The 7,343-nt window shown below is 71.2% G+C and carries 8 protein-coding genes; 2 read left to right on the top strand and 6 right to left on the bottom strand.

From position 1 onward, the window contains the following. Positions 1–41: 41 nt before the first annotated feature. Positions 42–1,073, bottom strand: coding sequence for an NAD-dependent epimerase/dehydratase family protein (locus N415_RS12425; protein ID WP_068181660.1), 1,032 nt, complete (start codon positions 1,071–1,073; stop codon positions 42–44). Beyond that, positions 1,070–1,846: an S-methyl-5'-thioadenosine phosphorylase gene (locus tag N415_RS12420; protein WP_068181656.1), complete on the bottom strand. Its 777-nt coding sequence runs from the start codon at positions 1,844–1,846 to the stop codon at positions 1,070–1,072. Before N415_RS12420 ends, N415_RS12425 begins: the two co-directional genes overlap by 4 nt. Positions 1,847–1,880: 34 nt before the next feature. On the opposite strand from N415_RS12420, the gene N415_RS12415 reads away from it, so the two are divergent. Then, positions 1,881–2,753 carry a 1,4-dihydroxy-2-naphthoate polyprenyltransferase gene (locus tag N415_RS12415; protein ID WP_068181715.1) on the top strand — a complete coding sequence of 291 codons (873 nt, stop codon included), beginning with the start codon at positions 1,881–1,883 and terminating at the stop codon, positions 2,751–2,753. Positions 2,754–2,858: 105 nt separating this feature from the next. On the opposite strand, the gene N415_RS12410 is transcribed toward N415_RS12415, so the two are convergent. After that, positions 2,859–3,203, bottom strand: a complete 345-nt coding sequence (locus N415_RS12410) for a DUF4229 domain-containing protein (protein ID WP_068181651.1) — start codon at positions 3,201–3,203, stop codon at positions 2,859–2,861. Between the two features lie 46 nt (positions 3,204–3,249). Between N415_RS12410 and N415_RS31440 the strand changes: the two genes are divergently transcribed. Then, positions 3,250–3,405: a hypothetical protein gene (locus N415_RS31440; RefSeq protein ID WP_142282082.1), complete on the top strand. Its 156-nt coding sequence runs from the start codon at positions 3,250–3,252 to the stop codon at positions 3,403–3,405. A gap of 6 nt (positions 3,406–3,411) precedes the next feature. Here N415_RS31440 and N415_RS12405 read toward each other — a convergent pair whose 3' ends face one another. From N415_RS12405 to N415_RS12395, 3 genes are read right to left on the bottom strand one after another with little or no spacing between them, the layout of a single operon-like run. Continuing rightward, on the bottom strand, positions 3,412–4,698 hold the full coding sequence (locus tag N415_RS12405) for a MinD/ParA family protein (protein ID WP_068181712.1): 1,287 nt from the start codon (positions 4,696–4,698) through the stop codon (positions 3,412–3,414). 44 nt (positions 4,699–4,742) lie between these two features. Next, on the bottom strand, positions 4,743–5,729 hold the full coding sequence (ccsB, locus tag N415_RS12400; protein ID WP_068181643.1) for a c-type cytochrome biogenesis protein CcsB: 987 nt from the start codon (positions 5,727–5,729) through the stop codon (positions 4,743–4,745). Continuing rightward, complete coding sequence (locus N415_RS12395) at positions 5,726–7,285, bottom strand: cytochrome c biogenesis protein ResB (protein ID WP_068181709.1); 1,560 nt, start codon at positions 7,283–7,285, stop codon at positions 5,726–5,728. Before N415_RS12395 ends, ccsB begins: the two co-directional genes overlap by 4 nt. Positions 7,286–7,343 lie beyond the last annotated feature (58 nt).

Below are 7,343 nucleotides of genomic sequence, written 5' to 3'. Positions count from 1 at the left end.
GGCGACCCGCTGCGCCCGGCTTCGCCGCGCTTGCGATCGCCTTAACGCAAAGGCGCGAAGGCGAATTCGCGCAAGCCCTGACGCGGGTCGATGCCCGCGCGAAACCCCAACACCTCGGCCGCCCGCAAGGGGTCGGCGACGATGTGGCGCACGTCGCCGCTGCGGTACTGCCCCGTGACCACCGGGGCGATCGAACCGTCCCGCGCCTCGCACAGCGCGGTGGCCACCTCCAGGATCGAGATGGGCCGCCCGGAGCAGACGTTGACGGCGGTGAAGCCGTCCTGGTCGGCCTCCGCGGCGGCCACGTTCGCGGCGGCGACGTCGTCGACGTGGACGAAATCCCGCATCTGCCCGCCGTCCTCGAAAACCCTTGGCGGCTCGCCCTTTTCCAGCGACGAGCGGAAGATCGCTGCCACCCCGGAGTACGGGGTGTCGCGCGGCATGCCCGGCCCGTAGACGTTGTGGTAGCGCAACGCCACCACCGAGCCGCCCGTCGCCTCCGACCACGCCAGCGCGTAATGCTCCTGCGCGGTCTTGCTGGCCGCGTACAGGCTGCGTGGGCGCAGCGCGGCGTCCTCGTCGACCAGTCGCCACGTCAGGTCGAGTCCGCATGTTGGGCAATGGTTTTCGAAGATCCCGGCGTCGAGGTCAGCGCGCCGGCGCGGCGGCGGGTCGACGAGCCCGTGCTCGGGGCAGGCGTAGTGGCCCTGCCCGTAGACCACCATCGACGAGGCCAGCACCAGGCGTCGCACGCCCGCGGCGAACATCCTCGCCAGCAACACCGTGGTGGCGAAATCGTTGTGGCCGCCGTAGGCCGGCGCGTCGGCCGCGTCCACGCCCGCACCGACCATCGCGGCCTGATGACACACGAGGTCCACGCCGTCCAGCAACGGGGCCAGCGCGTCACCGTCGCGGACGTCGACGCGTCGACAGCCCTGCGGTAGCACGGGATTCGGGCCGTGCGCCGCGGGCAGCATCGCGTCGACGCCGACCACGTCGTGACCGGCCGCCCGCAGCGCCGCGTCCACCCGCGACCCGATGAAACCGGCCGCCCCGGTCAGCAGCACCCTCACGGCAACTCCACCGGCAGGGTCACGCCGGTGTGCGGCTGGCAGTGCGTGCAGTCGCGCTCGGCGGCGACCCGGCCGATCGCGGCGCGCACCAGCTCCTTGAACGGCCCGATGTTCTTCTCGAATTGGGCGAACACCTCGACGGCCTTCACGCCCTCACCGGCCCGGACGCCGGCATCCAGGTCGGTCACCAACGCGATTGCCGCGTAACATATTTCGAGTTCGCGCGCCAGCACGGCCTCCGGATAGCCGGTCATGTTGACCAGGCTGAAGCCGGCCGAGGCGAACCAGCGGCTCTCCGCCCGGGTGGAAAACCGCGGCCCCTGAATCACCACCATGGTGCCGCCGTCGACGACGTCGGGCAGGCCCGTGGCCGCGGCCCGCAGCGTCGGGCAGTACGGGTCGGCGAAGTCGACGTGGACGGCGCCGGAGTCGAAGTAGGTGTCGGGGCGGCCGGTGGTGCGGTCCACCAGCTGGTCGGGCACCACCACCGCGCCCGGGCCGTTGTCGGGGTTCAGGCTGCCGACCGCGCAGGGGCCGAAAACCCGCCGCACGCCCAGCTTGCGCAGCGCCCACATGTTGGCCCGATACGGCACGGTGTGCGCCGAGAACTGGTGGGTCGCACCGTGCCGGGGCAGGAAGGCGACCTCGTGGTCGCCGACGGCGCCCACCGTGACCGGGGCGCTGGGCGGACCGTAGGGGGTGTCGACGTCGATGTCGCGGGTGTCGGACTCGAAGAACGTGTAGAAGCCGCTGCCGCCGATGACTCCGAGCATCCGCCCATTGTGGTGCATGAGGCAGGATGGCTTGGTGGCCAGTCTCGCGCAGTGGGTCTCGGGTGCCCGGCCCCGCACGCTGCCCAACGCGGTGGCGCCGGTGGTGGCGGGCACGGGCGCCGCGGCGTGGCTGGGATCCGCGGTGTGGTGGAAGGCGCTGCTGGCGCTGGCCGTCGCGCTGGCGCTGATCGTCGGCGTGAACTACGCCAACGACTACTCCGACGGCATCCGCGGCACCGACGACGAGCGCGCCGGCCCGGTCCGGCTGGTGGGCTCGCGGCTGGCCGCCCCGCGCGCGGTGCTGACCGCGGCGGTGACGAGCCTGTCGCTGGGCGCGGTCGCCGGGCTGGTGCTGGCGCTGCTGAGCGCGCCGTGGCTGATCGCGGTCGGCGCGGCCTGCATCGCCGGCGCGTGGCTGTACACCGGCGGCTCAAAGCCGTACGGCTACGCGGGGTTTGGCGAGGTCGCGGTGTTCGTGTTCTTCGGCCTGGTTGCCGTGCTGGGCACCGAGTACACCCAGGCGTTGCGGGTGGACTGGGTCGGGGCGGTGCTGGCGGTATCGATCGGGGCGATGTCGTCGTCGGTGCTGGTGGCCAACAACCTGCGCGACATCCCCACCGACGCACAGTCCGGCAAGATCACCCTGGCGGTGCGGCTGGGCGATGCCCACACCCGGATCCTTTACCAGGCGCTGATGGCGACCGCGGGGGTCGCGACGCTGGTGCTGATGGCGGCGACGCCGTGGTGCGCCGTGGGATTGGTCGCGACGCCGCTGGCCCTGCGCGCGCTCGCCCCGGTGCGCTCCGGCCGCGGCGGGCGAGAGCTGATTCCGGTGCTGCGGGACACCGGGCTGGCGATGGTCGTGTGGGCGTTCGCGGTGGCGGGCGCGTTGGCCCTCGCGCACTGAGTGTGCATTCAGGGTTTTGCGTGTGAGCTGACGGCGGGATCCGGGCGATTTTTTCGCCCTGGATGCACGCGCAACGTCGCCGATGCACACGCAAACGAGGGGAGGCTAAGCGTCCGGCTCCGGCCGCGGCGGCTCCTCGCCGCGCAGCCGGGCCTGCAGCTGTTCGCGTTCGCGGCGTCGGCGTTCGCCGGCTATCGCGAGCGACGCGGTAGCGCGGCGGCGCAGCGGGCCGAACACCCAGATGCCCAATGGCATCGCGATGATCAGAGCGAACAACACCGCGACCACGAGGGGGAACTGGGCGATCCCCAGCAATCGCGCGACCCCGTAGATCGCGCCGCTCAGCGCCGCGACCAGCGCCAGCCGCGCTGCGGCATAGAGCAAAACGTCGACGACCACCCGATTGCGCGGGCGCTCGTCGGTGCTGCTGTCGCTGGGCCGATCTGGCACACCCCGAGCCTACGGCCCGCGTATATTCGCTCGGAGGAGGTGTTGAGTGCTCTACCTGCTACTCGTTCTGATCCTGGGAACGCTGATCTACGTTGGCTGGCGCGCGGCGCGGTCACAGGCCCGGCCGAAGACCCGCGTCATCGGGCCCGACGACGATCCTGACTTCTTGCGGCGGTTAGGCCACGGGGATAACCCCCGCTAGTCCCTCCTAAACCAGACCCGGGTTGCGCTGGTCACCGGGGAACCCGTCGGCCACGACGGCCGCCAGCTCGGTGAGCGCTTCGCGCGTGCCGCGCCGCAGCCGGTCCAGGTCGATCTCGGCGCCCTCCTCGAGGTGCGGGTCGAACGGGATCAGCCGCACCGCGCGGCAGCGGCGCGAGAAGTGGTCGACCACCTTGTTCATGTCGACCTTGCCGGTGCGCGGGCGCACCGCGTTGATGACCGCGATCGAATTGCGGACCAGCTCCTCGTGCCCGTGGGCGTCCAGCCAGTCCAGCGTCGCCGAGGCGCTGCGCGCGCCGTCGATGGACCCCGACGCGACGACCAGCAACACGTCGGCCTTCTCCAGCACCGACGACATCACCGAGTGCAGCAGCCCGGGGCCGCAGTCGGTGAGCACCAGGCCGTAGAACCGCTCCAGGATCTCCAGCACCCGGCTGTAGTCCTCGGCGCCGAACGCGTCGGAGATCGCGGGGTCGGTTTCCGACGCCAGCACCTCCAGGCCGGACGGGCCCTTCGAGGTGTACCGGCGGACGTCGCTGTAGCGCTCGATCGCTCCAACGTCGTGCAGCAGTTGGCGCACCGTCGCCGCCGTCTCCAGCGGGATCTTCTGGCTGAGCGTGCCGCGGTCGGGGTTGGCGTCGACGGCCACCACGCGGTCCCCGCGGATGGTCGCGAACGTCGACCCCAGCGTCGCGGTGATCGTGGTCTTGCCGACGCCGCCCTTCAGCGACAGCAGCGCGATCCGGTAGCAACCCCGCAGGGGCCGGTTGACCTGCGCCACCAGGTTGTTGTGGCGCTGGGCCCGGGGGCTCTCGCCCAGGTTGATCAGGTGGCCGGACAGGTCGTAGACCACCCGCCGCCAACCCTCGGATGGCGGCGGTTTGACCGGGCGCAAGAGCATGCCGGTGGACAGCTCCGGATACGGCGTGTGCGGTAGGTGCTCGGGCCGGTACGGCGGCGCCTGCGCCTCGGCCGGTGGCGCCTCTGATGGCCCGTTGTAATAGGCCCCGAACGCGGTCGGGTCGACGCGCGGGATCCCGGTCACCGGTGTGGGATCCCAGGGCGGCATCCCACCGGGCGCCGGGCCGGGCGCGGTGGGGGCGGCCGCCTGCCGCCGCTCGGGTCCGGGGACCCGTCGCTCGGTGCGGAATCCGGCGAAGGCGCGGGTGGGCGCCTCGTCGCCCGGTTCCGCCGGCTGCTGTGGCGGCGCTTCGGGGGGCGGCTGCGTGGTCGGCTCGGGCGCACCCACGCCGGTGGTTGGATGGTCGGACACGTGCACTCCCCCTGTTGTGTGTTACTCGGGTCGGTTGCTGACTGTCATCCCACGCCTGCATACGAATGCAGGCCCACGGTCACCAGGTTAACGAAGAACAAATTGAAGATCATGGCGACGAAACCCGCGACGTTGATCCAGGCCGCCTTCCTGTCCCGCCATCCGGCCGTCGACCGGGCGTGCAGATAGGCCGCGTATACCACCCACGCGACGAACGAAACCGTCTCCTTGGGGTCCCAGCCCCAATACCTGCCCCAGGCCTCTTCGGCCCAGATCGCGCCGAAGATGACCCCGAAACCGAACACCGGGAACGCGAAGATCGTGGTGCGATAGGCGACGCGGTCCAGGGTCTGGGCGTCGGGAAGGCGCCGGACCATCCGGGCCAACGCGCCGTCGGCCCGTTCGTTTTGCGGATCACCGAGCCGCGACGTGCGCAGCAGGAACAGGATGCTGGCGATGCCCGCGACCATGAACACCCCGGAGCCCAGGCTGACCACCGACACGTGGATCGGCAACCAGTAGGACTGCAGCGCGGGCATCACCGGGGCGGCGTTGGTGTAGAGCCAGCGCCCGGAAACGGTCAGCAGGATCAGGATCGGCAGCAGCAGGAAGACCCACAGCGGGCGATACTGCGGGCGGCGCAACACGATCGCCCCGGCGACCAGGCCACAGAAGCACGTCAGGTTGATGAACTCGTACATGTTGCCCCACGGCACCCGCACGGTGGCCAGGCCGCGCAGCACGATGCAGGCCAGCAGCAGCCCGATGCCGAGGTAGACCACGGCCAGCCCGGCCCGCCCGACGCGTTCGTCGAACGGCCGCGCGTCGGCGTCCTCCACGATGCCGGGGACCGAGCTGTCGGCCGCGACCGAGCCGGCCAGTACCGACGCGCGCTGATCGGCGCGCCGGGCGCCGACGTAGGCCAGCTCCACGGCCAGCAGCAGCAGCGCGACGACCAGGGCCACGATCGCCGAGGTGAACGCCCAGTCGGAGTAGCGCGCCAGCGTGACGTTGACGTGCAGCGTGTTCATTTGACGTCCACCTGAGAACTCCTTACGGACCCGGCGGTGTCGGGCTCGCCCAGCCCGTGCAACAACCGCTCGGTCAACCGCTCGAACTCGTCGCCCCACCCGGAGTTGTCGGTGCGCGCCAGCCCGCCCAGTTCGACGTTCACCGTACCGGCCGCCGGGCTGAGCCTGACCCACACCCTGCGGCGGCGCACCAGCAGCGACACCACCAGCCCGCCCATCATCGTGACCGCGAAGACGAGCACCCAGGCCTGGCCGGGGTCGTGGGAGACCTGCAGGTTGACGAACGGCACGGCGCCGTCGAAGCGGACAACGGTGCCGGCGGCCGGGCCCGCGTCAAGCCGAACCTCCTGGCCGGCGCGCAGGTTGACCCGCTTCTCCTTGGTCAGCCGCCCCTGCTCGATCAGCCGGGGGTCCAGCGTGAACAACGACTGCGGCCGCCCGGTGTCCAGGCCGGTGTCGCCGCGGTAGATGTCGACGGCCACGGCCGGGGCGTTCAGCGCCGGGAACCGCGACGACAGCAGGGTGCCCTCGAGCTGCTCGGTCGGCGCCAGCAGGCCCTGGATGGCGATCTCGTGCTGGCGGCGCTCGGCCGCGTTGAGATAGCTGCCGGCGGGCGGGTCGATGCGCGCCACCCCCGACGACAGCAGGGTCTGCGGGTTGTCGGGTCGCCATTGCACGGTCGACGTTCGCGTCCGCCCGTCCGGGAAGGTCACGGTGAAGGTGGGCGCGTAGCCGTGGCCCTGCAGGTACACCCGATCGCCGCCGACGCGCAGCGGGTGGTTGACCTCCAGCAGGTAGTGCCGCCAGCTGTTGGCGGCCAGGTCGCCGCCGTTCTGGTAGTCGATGTCCGCGGCGAACGAGGCGGCCTGCCCCGACGGCAGGTAGTGCGCCTGAAAGTCGTTGACCCGGATGCAGATTGGGTGCAGCGACGTGCCGTCGACGGTGTTGCCGGCGCGGAACGAGTCGAACGCCGCCGGCGAGGCCGAGCAGAAGCCGGGGCCGCCGTCGGCGATGACGATGACGTTGCCCTCGTAGCCGAACAGCTTGCCGACGGCCACGGCGACCAACAGGCCCAGCAACGAGAAGTGAAAGACGATGTTGCCGAACTCGCGCAGGTAGCCCTTCTCCGCGGACACTTCGACGACCTCGCCCTCGTGCCGGATCGCCGTGCGCCAGCCGCGCAGTCGGCCGGCGATCGTGTTCGCCAGGGCGTTGAGATCCGCAGCGTCGCCGGCGATTTCGGCGCTGGCATGCTTGGGCAGCCTGGCCAGGTTGCGCGGGGCGGCCACCGGGGTGGCGCGCAGGCTGCGGGCGTGCTCGATCATCCGTGGGGTCAGGCAACCGACCAGGGACACGAACAGCAGCACGTAGATGGCGGTGAACCAGAAGCTGGAGAACACGTCGAAGGCCTGCAGCCGATTTAGCCAGGGCCCGATCACGCGGTGGCTGGCGAGGTACTCGTCGACCTTGCCGGCGTTGAGGCTGCGCTGCGGCAACAGCGCGCCGGGTATCGCGCCCAGCGCGAGGAGGAACAGCAGCACCAGCGCGGTGCCCATCGAGGTCAGCGCGCGCCAGGTGTTGCGGGCCGTGGCACGAAGGGCCGCGAGCAGACGC

The organism is Mycobacterium sp. UM_CSW, from assembly GCF_000455205.1.
GTDB lineage: Bacteria > Actinomycetota > Actinomycetes > Mycobacteriales > Mycobacteriaceae > Mycobacterium.
This window is presented reverse-complemented; position numbering and strand designations above follow the sequence as displayed.